The organism is Fodinicola feengrottensis, assembly GCF_010993775.1.
GTDB lineage: Bacteria > Actinomycetota > Actinomycetes > Mycobacteriales > HKI-0501 > Fodinicola > Fodinicola feengrottensis.
Genome location: NZ_WOTO01000016.1, coordinates 123,490 through 138,672, shown reverse-complemented (window position 1 = coordinate 138,672; position 15,183 = coordinate 123,490). Strand labels below are relative to the sequence as shown.

The 15,183-nt window shown below is 65.9% G+C and carries 12 protein-coding genes and 2 pseudogenes; 3 read left to right on the top strand and 11 right to left on the bottom strand.

Annotated features, from left to right (window positions below):
- Positions 1–265: 265 nt before the first annotated feature.
- From GNX96_RS63810 to GNX96_RS63800, 4 genes and pseudogenes are all read right to left on the bottom strand, one after another.
- Positions 266–724 carry a replication-relaxation family protein gene (locus tag GNX96_RS63810; protein ID WP_390624041.1) on the bottom strand — a complete coding sequence of 153 codons (459 nt, stop codon included), beginning with the start codon at positions 722–724 and terminating at the stop codon, positions 266–268.
- A 68-nt stretch (positions 725–792) separates the two neighbouring features.
- Positions 793–1,068: pseudogene (locus GNX96_RS63805) on the bottom strand (replication-relaxation family protein); the annotation flags it as partial.
- Positions 1,069–1,366: 298 nt separating this feature from the next.
- On the bottom strand, positions 1,367–1,654 hold the full coding sequence (locus tag GNX96_RS52485) for a hypothetical protein (protein WP_279580595.1): 288 nt from the start codon (positions 1,652–1,654) through the stop codon (positions 1,367–1,369).
- Between the two features lie 104 nt (positions 1,655–1,758).
- Positions 1,759–2,313 (bottom strand): annotated as a pseudogene (locus GNX96_RS63800) (type VI secretion protein); the annotation flags it as partial.
- A 90-nt stretch (positions 2,314–2,403) separates the two neighbouring features.
- On the opposite strand from GNX96_RS63800, the gene GNX96_RS52480 reads away from it, so the two are divergent.
- Entirely contained in the window at positions 2,404–2,718 is a 315-nt protein-coding gene (locus tag GNX96_RS52480; protein WP_279580594.1) for a hypothetical protein, read from the top strand.
- Between the two features lie 129 nt (positions 2,719–2,847).
- Here the strand turns inward: GNX96_RS52480 and GNX96_RS17130 are convergent, their stop codons facing one another.
- The 7 genes from GNX96_RS17130 to GNX96_RS17105 form a co-directional block, all read right to left on the bottom strand.
- Positions 2,848–3,930 (bottom strand): hypothetical protein, encoded by a 1,083-nt coding sequence (locus tag GNX96_RS17130; RefSeq protein ID WP_163568867.1) that lies wholly within the window; start codon positions 3,928–3,930, stop codon positions 2,848–2,850.
- Positions 3,927–5,126 carry a M23 family metallopeptidase gene (locus GNX96_RS17125; protein ID WP_163568882.1) on the bottom strand — a complete coding sequence of 400 codons (1,200 nt, stop codon included), beginning with the start codon at positions 5,124–5,126 and terminating at the stop codon, positions 3,927–3,929. The genes GNX96_RS17130 and GNX96_RS17125 overlap by 4 nt, the downstream gene beginning before the upstream one ends.
- Positions 5,127–5,133: 7 nt before the next feature.
- Positions 5,134–5,691: a TraG/VirB4 family ATPase gene (locus GNX96_RS52475; RefSeq protein ID WP_279580593.1), complete on the bottom strand. Its 558-nt coding sequence runs from the start codon at positions 5,689–5,691 to the stop codon at positions 5,134–5,136.
- Complete coding sequence (locus tag GNX96_RS17120; protein ID WP_279580592.1) at positions 5,634–7,676, bottom strand: VirB4 family type IV secretion system protein; 2,043 nt, start codon at positions 7,674–7,676, stop codon at positions 5,634–5,636. The genes GNX96_RS52475 and GNX96_RS17120 overlap by 58 nt, the downstream gene beginning before the upstream one ends.
- 73 nt (positions 7,677–7,749) lie before the next feature.
- Positions 7,750–7,983 carry a PrgI family protein gene (locus tag GNX96_RS17115; protein ID WP_163568866.1) on the bottom strand — a complete coding sequence of 78 codons (234 nt, stop codon included), beginning with the start codon at positions 7,981–7,983 and terminating at the stop codon, positions 7,750–7,752.
- A 733-nt stretch (positions 7,984–8,716) separates the two neighbouring features.
- Positions 8,717–9,718: a hypothetical protein gene (locus tag GNX96_RS17110; protein WP_163568865.1), complete on the bottom strand. Its 1,002-nt coding sequence runs from the start codon at positions 9,716–9,718 to the stop codon at positions 8,717–8,719.
- A gap of 175 nt (positions 9,719–9,893) precedes the next feature.
- Positions 9,894–10,304, bottom strand: coding sequence for a pilin (locus GNX96_RS17105; protein WP_279580591.1), 411 nt, complete (start codon positions 10,302–10,304; stop codon positions 9,894–9,896).
- A 2,468-nt stretch (positions 10,305–12,772) separates the two neighbouring features.
- Here GNX96_RS17105 and GNX96_RS17100 point away from each other — a divergent pair.
- Together GNX96_RS17100 and GNX96_RS17095 are read left to right on the top strand one after the other, a co-directional pair.
- Positions 12,773–14,077 (top strand): MFS transporter, encoded by a 1,305-nt coding sequence (locus tag GNX96_RS17100; protein WP_163568864.1) that lies wholly within the window; start codon positions 12,773–12,775, stop codon positions 14,075–14,077.
- 563 nt (positions 14,078–14,640) lie between these two features.
- Positions 14,641–15,078 carry a hypothetical protein gene (locus GNX96_RS17095; protein WP_163568863.1) on the top strand — a complete coding sequence of 146 codons (438 nt, stop codon included), beginning with the start codon at positions 14,641–14,643 and terminating at the stop codon, positions 15,076–15,078.
- Positions 15,079–15,183: the final 105 nt, after the last annotated feature.

The window sequence follows — 15,183 nt, the reverse complement described above, 5'->3', positions numbered from 1 at the left end:
TTGTGCGGAGACCGAGGCCGTGGTGTCCGTTGGGTGAACCGTCGTCGAGTGACGCGTGTCCGGCGTCTCGGGTGGTGCGATTATTTATGTGTTTCCAGCCTAGAAACGTATCCCCGGGTAGACAAGGGAAACTGGCCTGGACAATCCGACACTCGAATGCGTGTTCATGGGTTGAGCTGCGAAATCGTCCGTATTGCTGAACAAATTAATTTCTGTGCGGGTGGCTGTTCATTCTTTAGCCGCGGTCTTGTCGAGAATGCTCACGTCAAGGAGCTCGCGGGGATGCGCCAATGTTGGCGTCGGCAGTGGCTCGGCGACGGGAAGTTCGGCCAGTCGTCGTCGCCTCCCCGGAGCGTTGGCAAGCGCCCAGATCGCGCTGGCCGGTTGGCCGCCGGTTGAGGTGTCGCGGGCGGCGGTGGCGATGGGGATACGTGGCGCTCTGGTTCTGGTGTTCGCGATCGCGGTCCAGAGGTTTTTTTTCGCGTTGTGTGGAAGGGAGCCAGAACAGCACCGGGTGCGGTGGCAGGTGCCCGGTGGCGGTTGTTTGCTCGTACGCCTCGATTTTGTCGAGCAGGACGGACTGGGATTCGGTGCCCGTGTCGTACTCCAGGTAGAAGCCGACCGTACGGCCGTCCTCGCGCCAGGCCCCGTGGCCGTCGCAGCGCAGCCGCGCGTTGTACGGCGGGTACTGCTCGTGCGTTTGTTCCGGGTTGAGCCAGGCCACCAACTGCCCGCGGTGCGTACGTGAGTACGCGTACAGCTGGACGAAAAAAACTCGTTCGCGCCGACGCGGTGCGCCAGCTGAGGGCTGGCGGCCAGGACAGCGCGGCGTACCCGCAGCGCGTTGCCACTGGCCAGGACGAGTTCGCGTTCGGCCGCGATCAGCGCCGCGCCGGCGTCGTCGATGGTGTAGTGCCACGGTTGCGAGCCGCCTGTGCCGGGATGCCACCGGAACCTGGTGATCAGGCCCGCTCGTCGCAGCCGGTTCAACCGCATCCTGGCGGTTGTCGGACTCCCGAACAATGCCGCTCTCACCTGATGGGTCGTCAATACCCGATGATCGTGAATCCATTCCAGAAGAAAACGATCACGAGAGGTAAGGCAGGCAGTGGAGGAGAGAAAAACAGGTCAGGAGCAGGCATACCGATAAACGCCTCCAAGCCCGAGAGAGATGGAGATAGTTCGTCGGGTTTTCTGCGGCATCGCGCCGGACACGGCTGACCTGGGCATTCGCCGGCCACGAGGGTGCTGCTGCTGCGCGGTCGGGTACAGCGCTCGGTGTGTACCCAACGCCGACGCACCGCTGGGGGCACCCACGCCCCCGGCCGCGCAGCACGTTCTCGCGCCCGCCCGCCGCGATTGTTGGCTAGCTGTCATCGTCGGTCTCGTCGTTGATGACCCCGTCAGAGATGTCGCCGATTTCGCTGTCGCCGGTGTCTGGATCGGGTTTCTCTTCGCTGGCCAATGTTCGGGGCAGGCCGAGGCGGCGGGTGGCCTTGGCCGTGTTCTCGGCGAACAGGCGTTGAGCGCGATCGGTCGCCTCGGTGGCACGTTCCGCGACCCGGCGACGGATCTGCGCAGCGTGGCCCAGCGCCTGACGGGGAGGATCGGTGTGCAGCGTGAACGGGTGAGTGTCCGCGCCGCCTTCGACCACCGTACGACAGGCCGCCGTGTACGGATCGGGGTGGGCGAGGTCGTACTTGTTGAAAATCGGTTCGGTGTGTTGTTCCAGATTCGGGCGTCTTCCGGCGAGACACCAAAATAGATTTTGTTGCGGGCGTTCGCCGAAATCGCTGCCTGTGTTTCCGCGGAAAACTGCGGGTTGTGTTGATGCGCGAGAACGAGATTGAGATGGTAACCACGCGCTTCGGCGGCGATTTCGTCGAGTGACCGTGGAAGGTTCAGAAAGTTAGGTGCCTCATCCAGGATCAGCGTGCAGTCGCGGCGCTCGGACTCCGGGACCGCCGAACGGGCAGTCACCGTCTGCCAGATACGCGAGACCAACAGGCTGCCCAAGAGCTGGCAGCTGTCACTGCCCAGCAGACCTTTAGGTAGCCGTGCGAGCAAAATCCCGCCCCGGTCCAATACCTGGGCGAAATTCAGCGTGCTGTACGGCTTGCCGATGGTCTGATTCACGAAGTCACGCAACAGAAACGCGCGCAACCTGGACAGTACTGGGCCGATCACCTGCGCTTGCAGACTCACCGGGAGGGATTCGTACCAGGCCCAGTAGGACCCGAGACCGTCCGGGTCGTCCAACCCCGCGGTGATACGTCCGCGGATCTTTTTGTTGGACAGCAACGAAGGGATCATCGACAGGTTGGCATGGGCGTGCCGGGTCAATGTCAAACATGAGGTTCGCAACGTGTCATCTGCCCTGGGTCCCCAGAATTTACCGAATACTTGGGAAAAGACCCCGCACAACTGGTCGGCGGCGATATTCGGTTCACCATCGAGTGGGTTCCACCCCCACCGTGGTTCGGGCTGCGCCGGGTCGATCAGCACGACACGGTTTGCCGCCGACTCGGGCAGGCGGTCAAGGATGTCGTCGATGAGATCCCCGCGCGGGTCCAGGACGACGACGCCGCGTTTGGCATCGGCCTCGTCGAGCGCGAGGTTGCTCAGGAATGTGGATTTGCCTCGTCCTGTCGTGCCGATCGTGTGGATGTGGTGTCGCGCCGCGTCGTCACCGACAAGCTGATCGGTCGACCGCCGTGACCGGTTCCCAGGCGTTTGCGCCCAGGCCCGGTGATCGTGGCGGCCGCGGGCGGCGCGACCGGGCGAGCATTCGCACGCTCAAGTTCGGCAATGGTCCGGTCGACCGGGACATGCGCGAGCGCAGCCAACTCAGTAGTCGACAACGCGCTGCCGCCGCGCAGCCGCCGCTGCGTGAGGGTGGGTGGCGATGTTGGTGTCGCGGCGGCGCTTGAACCAGTTGTGCCCCGAGTACAGGGCGAACGAGGTCGCGATCGCGTGCGCGCGTCCCCGCAGGCGCGGATACGGGTCCTTCGGCGCCCGGCCGCCAGGAGCGGTCGTGACGGCGACCCCGTACTGGACTGTGACCTCCCAGGACGGCGCGATCATTTTCTCCGCCGCGGCGGATTGCTGCCGCGCGGCGACTGGGCTGCGAGCGGTCGACGGCGTACGGGTGCGGCGCACGGTGGGGTCGATCAGGTCCAGCAGGCCCATCAGCAAGGTGCGGCCGATACCGTGGCGTGCCGACTGCCGTACGCCGGTGGTGGACGGGAGCGGGCGGGCCAGCACCTGCACGACGGAGACATCGCTGTCTTTGCCGTCACCGCAGGCGGCCAGCAGCGGCCGGAGCGGATCTGTGGTGTGCTCGCTGGCCAGGGGCAACTGCCCGCCGGTGGCCAGCACCAGCCGCCCACCTTCATGCGGCGCGCCCGCAGGCAGCGGCGGCAATGTCGCGCTGGTAACGCGGGCGATGCGGGTGGTGGTGCCCGGCCAGGCCGCGGTGGCCGCGTCGGCGATCAGGGTCGGTGGGACTCCGGCCGGCACCCACACCGACAGGGTGAGCTCCCGCCCGACCCAGGTGAACTCCCACGCCACATGCGGCTGCCCGTACAGCCACCGCCGCCAGGCCGGTACGTTGAGACCGCGCAGGTGCCGCCAGAACGCGTCGGCCGCGTCCACGTCGACCTCCGGCGGTGGACGCAGAATCATCTGATGCGCCCCGTCGCGCTGACCCGTCTCACGGCGCCGCCGCGCCACCAAGCGCGCCACCTCGCTGGCGACAACAGCACCAATCAACAACAGAGCGATGCACGCAGCATTTTCGCTCAGCCACCCGACAGTCGCGAGAATGCCATCAATTGCGCCCCGGGACACATCCGCCGTAGCAGGCCCGGCGACGAGATCAGCGACAGCTGGCCCACTGGAAGCGGCGGCGAGCATCGTGGCGATGGTCATGACGCGTCACCGCCCGCCGTGCCGAGCCGTACGCCTCGTGCAGCCATGAACGGCACCGGATCGATCGCGCCGGATCCGGAGGCGTTGTTGTGCAGGTGCACTTCGAAATGCACGTGCGGACCGGAGGAATTACCGGACGAACCTTCATAGCCGATGGGCTGCCCGACGGTGACGATCTGTCCAATGTGGACCAACGGGCGGCGAGCCATGTGGCAGTAGCGGGTGATCACGCCGCCGACGTGGGCGATGTCGACGTACCAGCCGCAGCCCATCACGTTCAGGCCGCCGTCGACGTCACAGTTTCCGGTGCTGGCGTTGCACATCACGGTACGCACGACACCCGCTGACGCGGCGTGGATGACGGTTCCGCGCGGTCCGCCCAGGTCGACGCCGTTGTGCGTCGGCCGCGACGGTGGCCGGAACCTCGACACGATGGGCGCAATGATCGGCGCCATCCATCCGGACGCTGCGATCGGCCCCGCCGCATCAGCGTCCACGCACGACCCGCCGATGGTGATCGGCCCGGCGATCGGGATACGTCCGGACGGAAGGGCCGGACTTGAAGCTGGGCCGTTGGCCGCTACGGCGGCGCCGACGGCCAACGCGTCGACGATGGCGGTCGCGTGCTGTTCGTGTTTCGCGTACGCGTCGGGATATGCGGAGATCTGGACCCGTTGCGCGGCCACCGACACGGGCAGGGACTGCCAGCCACGGACTTTTTCCAGCGCTCGGTAGAACTTCGCCGCGGACGTGGCAGGCGTCATGAGTTCTCGTACTGTTCCCCAGTTTCCGTCGCCTTCGACGGGACGCTGTTGGAACAACCCGACCGAGTCGTGATCGGCGCCGACCCCGTCGTGCGGCAGCGCCAGACTGGCCGCGACGACCTTGGGATATCGGGGATTGTTGTTCGCCGTGTTGTGCAGATCCGATTCCTGCAACGCGGTGGCGATCGCGATCACCCATCCGCGACGCGGGATCCGCAGCTGCGCGCCGACGGCGATGATCGTGGCAGCGTGCCCGGCCTGCGTCGCCGACAATCCGGCTACCGGGGACACGTGCTGGTCACCGACCGCCGGACCGGCCGTTCCCGCGCCGCCGCAGGAACCGTACGCGGAGCTCACCGCGCTCACTGCACCCATCGCCAGCACCAGGACCGCCGACATCACAGCAGCCACGACGAGAAATATCCGTCCCATACCGACCTCACCTCCCAGTGTTCTGATCGCGGTCATCCACAGCTCGGTCCACAGCGCGGCCGTCCGGATCGTCGTCGTCGAAGTACTCGAAGCCGTCATCGGTGGAGAGATCGGCGAACTCGTTCAGATCGCCGCCGTCGCCCCACGCGTCCACGCGCGAGTCGGGGTCCGACTCTGCTGCCTCGGCAAGCGCGGCGAGTTCAGCTGGGTTCGTTGTCGAGGCCCAGTACTCGTTTTCGCTTGCTATACAACGGAAAGCAGCGCGCACATTTCCGGCAAGCAGGAGTGCGTCTCCGCATGCGGCGGCCAGAAGCATGCTGCGCTCACCCGCGGTGAGCCGGAACGCGTCGGCGACGGTGGCGATGGTTTGCGGGGCTTGGCGCATCAGGATCTGCGTGGCCGAGTTGGCGATAACGCGACGACCAATGTCGGTAGCCAGCACGTCATCGACATCGGAGGTCACCAGCGACAGACCGGCCCAGCGTTTCCTGAGCAGTTTCGCGAATTTCAGCAGCCAGCTCGCGGCCTCAGTCGAGGCCAGCAGCTGCCACGCCTCGTCGACCACCACGAGGTCGCGGCAACGAGTGTCACTGGCGCGCTGCCAAATCGCGCGGACAGCGCGAGCATCATCCCGACTGGCCGCAATTCTTCAGGCAGGTCGCGAATCGAGTACACCACCAGATGCCCGTCCGCGTGCACGGTTGACGGCCCGGCGACCAGCGAGGCGTAGCTGCCGTTGATCCACGGCTCCAACCGCGCGAGCAACCCGGCCGCCGCGCGATCCTTGTCCCTGCGCAACATCGCGGCAAGATCGAGCAATGTCGGGGCGGGTCGGGTGTGGGTTCGCGGGTCGCGGGTGACGCCGGCGCGGTGGTAGGTGCCGCGGATCGCGCGGTCCAGAGCAGCGGTGGAAAGCGCGTCGATCCGCCGCTCCCCCAACATGACCGCCATCAGCGAGTGCACGAACAACGCCTGGCGTCGCAACGCATCCGGGCCGCCGGCGCGGGGCAGTTCCAACGGGTTGATCCGCACCTCGTCGGCGCCGAGTCGGACCACGGTCCCGCCGAGCTGCTCGGCCAGCCGCCCGTACTCATCCTCCGGGTCAATGACGTGGCCGCGTACGCCAGCGATCAACGAGCGCATCAAATCCAACTTGGCCAGGAACGATTTGCCCGCGCCGGAGCGCGCAAGGATGACCGAGTTGTGGTTGTCCTGCGCCCACCGGTTCCAGGTCACGATCCCCGGTGAGGACAGATTCACCCCGTACAGCACTCCGCCAGGGTCGATCGGGACATCGGGTGAGGCGAAAGGGAACGCTGCGGCGACCGCGTCTGTGTCGGCCGTACGCCGCAGGTCGATCGCGTCGGCGGCCAGCGGCAGCGCGGTCGCCCAGCCCTGACCCTGCCGCCAAGTCAAGACCGTGGCGTCCATCAGTACGCCGGCGGCCAGCGATCGGACCTCGGTCACGTCTGCGGTCAACTGTTCACGGGCTGCCGCTCGTACGGTCAGGTAGACACCCATCCGGTAAAGGCGTGCGGCGCCGCGGGCCAGCCGCGCGGCCAGGTCCGCGGCGTCGCCGGCCGCGGCGTCGACCTCGGGGTCGTCCAGGCTGCCGCCGCGGTCGGCCAGCGTACGGCGTGCTGACTCCAGCCGGGACCGCTGCTTGCGCAGCCGGGTCGCCGCGACCTCGGCCGGCATCGGGTCGACGAACAGGCTCACGTCCATCCGGCCGGGCCAGGCGAGCAGCGGTTCCAGCCACCCAAGACCAACCTCGCCGGCGAACCCGGTCACGGCCAGGCTGGTGGCGTACCCGTCCCCCGCCCGTACCGCGTCCGCCCCAATCTCCAGGCAATGCGGGCCACCTATCCACGCCCGCGAGCGATCGACCCTGGGCCGCGAGCCGACGCCTGACCACCGTGTATCCGATCGCGGATCTGGCCGTGGCGGCCGGCGGGAGTTGGTGGTTGCGTCGTTGACGGTGGCCTCTGGGGGCGGCGCGAATGGGTCAGCCGCCGATCGCAGCACTTCCTCGACGTCGCCAGGGGGCAGTACGTGGGCGGCGACCTCGGCGGCACCCAGCGAGGCGATCGCCTCGGCCGCGTGGTCCAGAACCCGGCCGCGCCGGCGGTCCCGGATCACCAGCAACACCTGGCGCGTCAGGATCTCTTGTTCAGCGTCCAGCGCCGAAAGGAAGTCGGCGTGATCCCGTGCCGCCGACTCGATCGCCGGGTGCACCGCCGCAGCGGCCTGCTCGCGTACGTCGGAGGCGATGCCGGCCAAGTTGACGGTGTGGGAGCGGACCAAGATCTGGACCGAACACTGGTCGAGCGAATGCAACCAGCGGGCCATTGCGCCGACCAGCGCCTCCTGTTCCTCCGCCGTACGCAGGGCGAAGTTCACCGGCGCGCATTCTACGACGATGAGCTCAGCGTCGCCGACATCGATCACCCCGTTCGGGTGGATCGCCTGGTATGGAGCGGTCAGAGCCGCGAGCCGGCCGCGAGCGCCGCGGAGCTGCGTACCGCGTCCGTAGGCCGGGATCGGGGGCATCGAGTCGGCGGGCACCAGGCGGCGAGGCGCACGGAAATGCGCTGCGGCGGCCAGCAGCCACCGGTCCAGGGCATCATCCCGCGCGCCGGCCCAGGGTGATCACGATCGCCAGTCCCATGACAGGTATCGCCACCGCCAACGCGACCAACGCCGGAACCACGTGGCCAAGCACCTGATACGCCGCCCACAGGCCAGCGGCGACCCCGCCCAGGATCAGGCACTGGCGCATCGTCAAACCGAACGCGATCCGGTCCGGCCGATCCACATCGGCCGGCATCGGGACACGGATCTCACGCTGCTCAGACATGGACAGCCTCTATTTCCCGGGAGCGCGCTCAGGCGCACCCGACGACGGCGACGATGGAGAGGACGTGGGTGGGGCCGTCTGCGAACTCCGGCTACTCCCCGCGGATCGGCCCGGTGGCGGCGTCGGTTTCGCCGTCACGCGTCGCCGCGGCGCCGCAGTAGCGGAAGGAGCGTTGGAAGCCGCCTGTTCTGCGCGAGGCGGCCCGGACGATGGCCTTGTTGATCGCCTGGGTCGTACTGGCGGCGGTATTGGGAGGGAACCGGATCCGCTGCGACCGCGCTTCGCGCGTCGGGCCGCCGACATGCCTGCCGCTACAGCGACACCAGCGACCGGTGTTCCCACCGACCCAGCGGCACCAGCGGCAGTGGATTTGAGGCCGGCCGCCGCACCGGCCTTCACACCGGTCCTCGCCGCTGTCGCACCGGCCGCCTTCGCGGATGCTGCCCGTGTGCCGCTGCCGGTCGCGCTCGCCGTACGGGTCACGGGCTTGCCCAGACCGGGCAACCCCCAGCGACCGCCCTGTCGCTTGGCATCGGAATCCGTGACATTGCGCCAAACGCCGTTCTGGTTGATCTTGCCGCGCACCGGATTACCGGTCAGCGAACCTGCGCCGGAGTTCCTGGGGCCGGTCCTGCGGGGACGGGGGCCACCTCCGCCGGGGCCTTTCGGGCCGCTACTCGGGCCGCGGGACGAACGCCCGCGGTTGTCGGATCCGGAGTCGTCGCCTCCGCCTTTACCGAAAACCCTGCGCCACCGCTGAGCGCAGCCCGCGATCGGCCAGCCGCTCGGTGAAATACCGCATCGGAGAAATCCGCAACCGCGGCGCCCTGCTGCGCACCGTACGCAGACACCAGAACGGGATCTTCCACAGCAGCCACAAAATCACGATCGCGGCGAGGACCTTCAAAATCGGCGAGGTCCCAAGCGACAGCAGATTGTTCGGCGGCGACAACAAAAAAATCGGCGTCGCCGCCGTCAACACCACCCCCTGCGCCAGCCCTGTCCCCAAGCAGGCCGCGAAGGCCCGCCACCACCAAATCGCCACCGACTCCACACCCGGCAGGGCATGGCAAGTCAAGGCCAGCGGCGCGACACCGATCAGAAGGATGAGTAACAGGACACGGACGAACATCGTGATCGTCAGCAGCAAGACGCCGACGAACATGATCAATACCAAAAGCACTACGGCGATCCCCGGCGTGAACAACGCCCGCGCTCCGATGTTCTGCAGCACTGAACCAAGAACCGCCGGCGTCACCGAGCTCGACATCGCCAAGGTGAGCGCATTGCAGAATCGGATCGCTTGCGAGCACAGTGGGAAACTCAGGTTCGCCAACAAGAATGCCGCCACCAGACGGACCGCGATCTCACGGACGGTGTAACGGGACTGAACGGTCTCGTATCCCATCGCCGTCGCTGCGCCGATGACGATCAGCAGAACGAAACAAGCGTTGGCGACCACCTGCGACGTCGACCACATCGTCGACACGTCAGACAACGCCGTCACATCCGGCGTCAACGCCGAGAACTTCCCCAACAGAGACAGGAAAAGCAGACCCGTCCCGAGCGTCACCGACAACAACCACGCCGAAATCGCGCTCGACAGCAGGTCACCGGGCACCCCTCCCCCAGAAGACGACGGCGGCGCGACAGGTGGCGCCGGGGTGATGGACGGAGTCGCGGATTTCTGCGGCGCTGGCGCCTTCACCTGCGGTGCACTCGCCGCCGCTGGCATGGGCTGCGTTGTCGGTCCGGGAGTGGCCTCAACCGATCGAGGACCGTTGCCGTGGCCGGTGCGACGAAAACCAACAGAACCGCGGCCAGCACAGCTGCCAGCCCAGCGAAAAGTACGACAAAACCTCGCCGCCCAGCATTGCCCCCTGGCGTGGTGCCAGCTCTCCGTTGCCCGGTCATGATCCGAACACCACCGCGTACAGAATGTCGAACAGGACCTTCGCCAAGGCCGCGATCACGTATCCGACCGCCGCGGCCTTCAGGGCCGACTTCGCCTTCTCGACCTCGCCCGGCTCGCCAGCCGAGAGCCAGCGAAAGCCACCAATCGTCAAGAACAATGAGGCCAGCGCCCCGAGAAGAACAATGATCGCAAGCCGCAGTCGGTCAATCACGCCGATCAGCTCTTTTTGGTCTGCCGTCGGACCTGGCGGCTTATCCAAGGCAAAAGCCGGCGACACGTCGATAAACACCGCGACCGCAGCGGCAAATAGAGCAACAGCGCCAACGGTCGCCGCAAGGCGACAGCCGCGTCGTTGAGCTGTACGGCGAACGAGCGAATTGAATTTCTGTGAGCAGGAGGGGCGCATCGGGGCTCACCCCCTTGAATGACCGAGCGCCTAAGGCGAACCCGGTGCCAGGGAGCAAAACGCGACGCTTCCTCCTTTTTTTTTTAGGTGACAAAAGAAATGTCGATATCTCACCGCGGCGCTCCCCGACACGGGCCGGCAGGCGACTGGGCGCCTACACCCTCAAAGGCCACGGAGACCCTCAGTTCTTTACTTGCTTCAATCAACGAAAATTTCGGACACAAAGAGATTCACGACTGAAGCCGGCGACACAAGAACGCCGCGAGCGCAGCAAAAGGGTCGATGAATGCGCATTTCCGCGAAGCGAGAGAAAGGAAGGATTTTCCGAGTGTCGTCTAGCGGTTCATGAACTGTCCAACCCGTCGCCTGCGTCGTTGCGCCTTACGACAGCAAAAGCGCCACGCCAATATAGACCCGACATGAGGTCCGTGGCTGTGTGTGGCGCTATGTGCGCGGGATCGATGGCTACCTGATGAGGGTTTGCGATTCGGCGACCTGCCAACTAGTCGTCGCGCCGATGCGAAGAGGTCCGGTTCAGTTCCGGAGTACGGGCCGCCGGCCCAGCTAATCCGCCAACGGATGGTGGCGCGCACCGTATAGCGCGTTGATGGCGCGCCAGCTGACGAACTGTCGTAAATGTATCCGCAGTCCGGTGACGCCGCGGCTCCGCCACGTGCCGGTGTCCACGGTGTTCCTCGTGAGTGGCAGGTCAGCCAGCCGCCGTCTCCCATTGACCAACTCACCGCCACTGGACGTGCTGTCGCTGTGACCGTCAAGGCCGGAACGCTCGCCGTGGCGGTCTGGGTCTGCCATGAGTCGCGGCTGACCCACAGCCATACCGGCAATCGGACCAGCTTTACCCCTGTCGGACTCGCGCCCGTACGAACCGCTGGCAATTGAAGGCGGGAAACGGCCTCCTGCGCCAATGCGTAAGGATCAGCTGGCGCTGGCGCTGCTGGCGGGAATCCGCAGTCGGGCAATCGGCGACGGGGAAGCTCTGATCCATCCGCCTCGCGGAAATAGCAGCCGGGTCGCACTCCTGGCACATTGTCCGGTTGTTGGTTTGGTCGGGTGACGCTCTGAGCAGGTCGGCCTTCATTTATTGGGGGCTGCGGCGGATTCTCGCCGGGAACGGGTCGATCGCCAGCGACGACGCGGCACTGCGGGGTCGGCGACTCGTGACATGAGGCCCCGCCGTACGGATCGGCCCACGCGGGGGTTGTGGTCACCAAGATTCCGCCGATCGCACCAGAAACGGCCGCAATGAGCCGTAAATGCTGTCTTCTCAGCATGAGTTCGCTGGTCCGATCGTGTACTCACTCACCCGCCAGCCACCGCCAGCCCGGTTTACAGTCGCCGTGAATTTCCGACGCGCACGCTTTTCGCCGGCGACCAGGTCTCCGGTTTTCGCGTAGTAACGCAGCCAGGTGGTTGAGTCTCCCGCAATCGGTCAATGTCACCGTGGTCGGATTCCCTGCTGGAGAGACAGATTTGGCCTGCGGATGCTGGACTGGGCGTCCTTTCGTGACAATTCCTTCGCGCCGCCACTCCTGGAGGGTTCCTCGAAGGATGGTGAGGGCGTCGCCGGTGGCGTAGTCGTCCAACAGTCTGCCGTCGTAGTCGGGAATTTCTGCCGAACGCGCCAGCGCCGCCCACAGTCCGCTCCAAGCAGACAATGCCGCCTGCTCGGGCGCGCTCGACTGGGTCGGCGACGGCGCGACCGCAGACGGAGGATAACCAGCAAACGTCGGACGCGACGACGTGCCTGCCGGAGATCCGGCTGACGAGCACGCCGACACAAACGCGACCGTCATCGCCACTATTAGTACGGCCCACGCAGACTGGTGACGCATTCTGTACACCCCCGTTGGCTACAGACAGCTGTCCTGGGTCCTTGCTACTACAGTCAGGCCGCGCTTGGCAACGGTCACCGCCGAGCCAAGCCAAAGCCCCTGCTCAGCGCCCATCTCGATCAACTGTTCAAGATCTGTCCAATGGCTGACCTGGGCAGATTTCTCACGGATCCAGCAGAGACTCGACACGGCAGCCCGCAACGAGATTCTTGGGATCGACTCGTCCGACCTGCCCGCGGCGACGCGCTTCGCCGGCAGATTGAAATTCCTGCCACCGATGGATTGTCATCTTCCGAACAGGACTGGCGGTCGAGGTGCGCACGGATCGCGCGATTCGAAGACCATTGTCGCTGTTATCCAGACAAGACCCGACAAGCCGGATACGGTTTCTTGGTCAGCTCAGCCGCCGGCAGCGTGCAGCCGTGGCCTGACTGGCGGCGCATCGCGAATGGCGGCGAGGCGAACGGGGGCTAGGCATGGCGCGAGGTGCGAAGACTGGGCAGGAGCCGGATAGTCCTGGCTCGAGCTCTGTTCCACGTCAATCTTCGGTGTCCGCAGGTAAGGACGCGAGTATCGGCCTGATAGCGGCGTTTAGGTGTTGCTGAATTCCGGGCGATGTGGGCAGCGGAGGCGTTGTCTCAGGCCGGTGACCAGCTGGCGCGAGTGGCGTTGTCGGTGCTGGTGTACGAGCGGACCTCGTCTGCGGGGCTGACGGCGTTGGCGTACGGGTTGACCTATCTCCCGACCGTGCTGGGCGGGACGCTTTTGGGGAGGCTCGCGGATGTTTTCCCGCGTCGCGGGGTGATGGTTGTCAGCGACATCTTTCGGATGGCTGTGGCAGCAGCGATGGCGATCCCGGGGATGCCATTCGTGTGGCTGTGTGTCCTACTGATCGCGTTGACCATCGCCGGCGGGCCGGCGCGAGCTGCGCAACTGGCACTGCTGCCGGCCGTACTTTCCGGCGGATCTGAGCACCGTCGTCGGCGTGGTTCATCCGCGGTCGATCGGCGTGACGACGACCAGAATGAGCAGTTGTATGTCGCGGGGCTCGCGGTCCGCAATATCACTATCCAGTCCGCGCAGGTAGCTGGTTTCGCGGTCGGTGGATTGGTGATCGCGCTGATCGGTCCGTACTGGGCGCTGGTCGCGGACGCCATGACATTTCTCGCCTCGGCGTTGCTGGTCTGGTGGGGCGTACGCCCTCGGCCAGCACCTGCGGCTGGCAGGTTCCGCGGCAAGCATGCTGAGCTGCAGGAACGCGAGGTGTCCGCTCAGTCCAGTTGTGCGCCCGGTCCTAAATCCAGTGCCTGGTTGTCCTGGGTAGGCGCCGGCGCAGTGGCGGTGTGGGCGGTCCCCGGCGGCGCGGTGTTGTTCGGACTGAAGATGCTCGCCGGTCTGTACGTCCTGCCCGAAGGTCTTGCCGCTCCGTATGCGGCGCAGCTTGGTGGTGGCTCCGTTGTAATTGGACTGCTCTTGGCCGCAGATCCGATCGGGTCGGTAGTCGGCGCTTGGGCGTACGCGCGATGGGTTCCGGCCGCGTGGAAACCGCAGATGACCGGCTGGCTGGCGGCCGGCGCCGGAGTACCGCTCATCGGGCTACTCGCTCGTCCGGGCGTCGTGTGGTCGGTGGCGCTGATCGCGGCAAGCGGATTGTTATCGACTCCGTACCAGATGCAGGCCACCGCGATGGTCACCCGGGCTGTGCCCGACGGCGTGCGTGGGCAGGTGTCTGGATTGCTGTCCACGGCTTTGGTGGCCGTGCAGGGCTTGGGCATCGTGGTCGCCGGCGCCGTTGCGCAGGTAACCGGGACCGCCGCGACGCTGGGATGCGCGGCCGTAGTCGGAGCTGGATTGGGCGTCGCTGGAGCACTCGCGTGGTCGCGAGTGGCTGGCGCTGTCGCCCAACCCAGAACCACTTAACGGAGGGAGTCGTGACCGACATTGTCCCCCGGTTTTTGGCAGCACCGAAGCGCCCGACTGCGCGGGCGCTGTGCGGATCCGCCGATAAGGCCGTTTGGTCAGGTCAGAGCGCAGAGGACTCTGACCTCGACGTTCGCCCTAGTCTTCCTTTCCACGCATGGCTCGACCCTCCCTTCCACCACGAAGCCCCGAAGGGAAATCGGCGCTGTTCACATGGTCTCTGGGCAGGCAATACTGTGTCCAGGTAACACAGCGAAGCCAATTATGTACGGAGGGCGATTTCTGGTGAGATGCATCGGCGCGCGTAGTTCTGCAGCGCGCAAGACCACTCCAACGGCACCGTGCACGAGCGCCAAGAGCTGCATTCCGGCGTGGTGTCGACGGCCAGACCTGTAAGCGTATTCACTCAGCATGGGGGCGCAGATATGGGCAGAGCAGAAATCTCAGCTGGCCGAACATCTCGGTGGGCCATGCGTACCGCGCCGAGGGGGGTGCTTCCGTACTACCTAGGGACTGAAGTCGCCGCGGTGATCTTGACGCTATTCGCGTCTGCAGCTGCCTCGATGACGACGGTGAACATGGTGGACTGGTCCCGGGCGATGGTTCTGGTTGCGATCGGGATCGCCCAGGCTGAGTTGTCCCGGCGCACCGAGCGAATCCGTCGCTACGTGGCCGAGACGCCGCACGTCAACATGACTTCGGTGTGGATCGGCGCCGGCGCGTTGCTGCTCCCGCCGGCCCTGGCGGCTTTGGTGACGGTTGCCATCTACGGGCATCTCTGGCTACGAATTTGGCGGACGATGAGCACTCGTCCCACCTACCGGGTGGTATTCAGCGCTGCGACGATGGTCATCGCATGCCTGACCGTGTCTCCCGTACTTCGCGCCTGCGGCGTCGGCAGCACGCTCGGCACCACTGATCACGACCACACGAGTTTCGCGACACAGTGGTTGCGATCGGCGCGGCGATCGCGGCATTCACCGGCGTCAACAGTTTGTTGATCATGATCGGTTTGAAGCTCCAGAACCCGAAGCGAGCCTTCCTTCCCCTGTACGGGTCACTAGCCGACAACGCCCTGGAGATCGCCACTCTCTGCCTTGGTGGCG

Bases quoted from the DNA above. Each gene is read 5' to 3' on its own strand.
- GNX96_RS17100 (WP_163568864.1), top strand. From the start codon at position 12,773: ATGTGGGCAGCGGAGGCGTTGTCTCAGGCCGGTGACCAGCTGGCGCGA.
- GNX96_RS17125 (WP_163568882.1), bottom strand. From the start codon at position 5,126: ATGGGACGGATATTTCTCGTCGTGGCTGCTGTGATGTCGGCGGTCCTG.
- GNX96_RS17115 (WP_163568866.1), bottom strand. From the start codon at position 7,983: ATGTCTGAGCAGCGTGAGATCCGTGTCCCGATGCCGGCCGATGTGGAT.
- GNX96_RS17095 (WP_163568863.1), top strand. From the start codon at position 14,641: ATGACGACGGTGAACATGGTGGACTGGTCCCGGGCGATGGTTCTGGTT.
- GNX96_RS17120 (WP_279580592.1), bottom strand. From the start codon at position 7,676: ATGCCCCCGATCCCGGCCTACGGACGCGGTACGCAGCTCCGCGGCGCT.
- GNX96_RS17110 (WP_163568865.1), bottom strand. From the start codon at position 9,718: ATGCCAGCGGCGGCGAGTGCACCGCAGGTGAAGGCGCCAGCGCCGCAG.
- GNX96_RS17130 (WP_163568867.1), bottom strand. From the start codon at position 3,930: ATGACCATCGCCACGATGCTCGCCGCCGCTTCCAGTGGGCCAGCTGTC.
- GNX96_RS17105 (WP_279580591.1), bottom strand. From the start codon at position 10,304: ATGCGCCCCTCCTGCTCACAGAAATTCAATTCGCTCGTTCGCCGTACA.